A 1270-nucleotide genomic window follows, 5' to 3' on the forward strand; every position below is an offset into this window, starting at 1 on the left:
CAGGAGCGTGCTCGGCGCCGTGCCGGCCCGCAGCCTGCGGTTCGTCAGGACGGTCACCCCGGCCTGGAACAGCACGATGAGGACCGGCGGTCCGCCGAGCAGCACCGCGCGAAGCACCGGGGAGTCGATCGCCAGCGCGACGAACAGCGCGAAGGCGGAGTAGAACTGCCCGTAGGCGAAGGCGCCGGCCCCGGTGAGCGCGAGGGCCCGCAGGCACTGCGGATCACGCACCACGCGGATCCGGGCACGGACCCCGTCACCGCTTTGGACCGCGACCGGCGGGCGCAGTCCGATCGGCAGGCCGATCAGGAGGATCGCGGCCGCGGCCGTGTAGGCGGTGGCGACGAATCCGAGCAGTGGCCGGTTGTCGCCGGAGACGTAGAGCACGCCGGCGATGAACGGTCCGAGAGCGGCGGCGGCGTTGGTGGCGATCTGCAGGAGGCCGTAGACGGTACTGCGGGCCGTCTCGCCCTCGAGGCTCTCGGCGACCAGCACGCGCACGAGCACTCCGTGGACGCTGTTGCCGAATCCGGCCAGGCACAGCGCGAGGAGCACCAGCATCGGGGTGGAGGTGAAGGCGAGGCCGCCGAAGCCGGCGCCCGAGCAGAGCATGCCCGCGGCCATGGTCACGGAGTACGGAAGCCTCGGGAGCCAGCGGCTGACCAGCAACGAGGACAGGCCGACGCACATCAGGAAGGCGAAGAGGTACACGCCGGCGGCCGAGGACTGCCCGCCGCCTCCCCGGGCCAGCATGACCGCCAGCACCGGCATCAGCGAGAACTTGCCGAACTGGCAGCACAGGTAGTTGAGTCCGAGGGTGCGCCGCAGCGCCGTCCCGCTCAACCCGGCTTTGCTGCCCGGGCGCTCGATGGTCTCAGTCATGGGCGGGGCCGTCCGTCCGGTCGTAGCCCAGGTGCCGTGAGAGGTCGTTCTCGCGGCTGAGGTCCCGCTCCCCCGGGCGTTCCTGCGACGGCCCCGTCGCCGGCCCCGGCGCCACGCTGAAGACCAGCCGCGCCACGCTCGCTGCGGCCTTGGCCTTCGCTTCGGCCGCGGTGTCCCCGGTGGCGATCACGTACCCGGCCCGGTCACCCGACCAGCGAACCGGCCCGAGGTGCTGTCCGACCTCGTGGAGGATGCGCAGCTCCGCCACGTCCGGATCGGCGGTGACCTGGTCCTGCCCGGTCACCGCGAGCAGCTCGCCGCAGGGGGCGTCGGCGAACCTGATCGCCGACCCGCGCAGCAGCGGCGGCGGCCCGGCCAACGGGTCGGT

The 1270-nt window shown here is 73.0% G+C and carries 1 protein-coding gene and 1 pseudogene; both read right to left on the reverse strand.

Annotation, left to right across the window (positions count from 1 at the left end; translation table 11 throughout):
• Window positions 1–882: MFS transporter (locus tag AB0O00_RS40060; protein WP_363659594.1), on the reverse strand; the 882-nt coding region annotated here is incomplete at its 3' end.
• Window positions 875–1270 (reverse strand): annotated as a pseudogene (locus AB0O00_RS40065) (hypothetical protein); the annotation flags it as partial. The pseudogene AB0O00_RS40065 and the gene AB0O00_RS40060, both read right to left, overlap by 8 nt.

Origin of the sequence: Kitasatospora sp. NPDC093558, from assembly GCF_040683475.1 — a bacterium.
Classification (GTDB): domain Bacteria; phylum Actinomycetota; class Actinomycetes; order Streptomycetales; family Streptomycetaceae; genus Kitasatospora.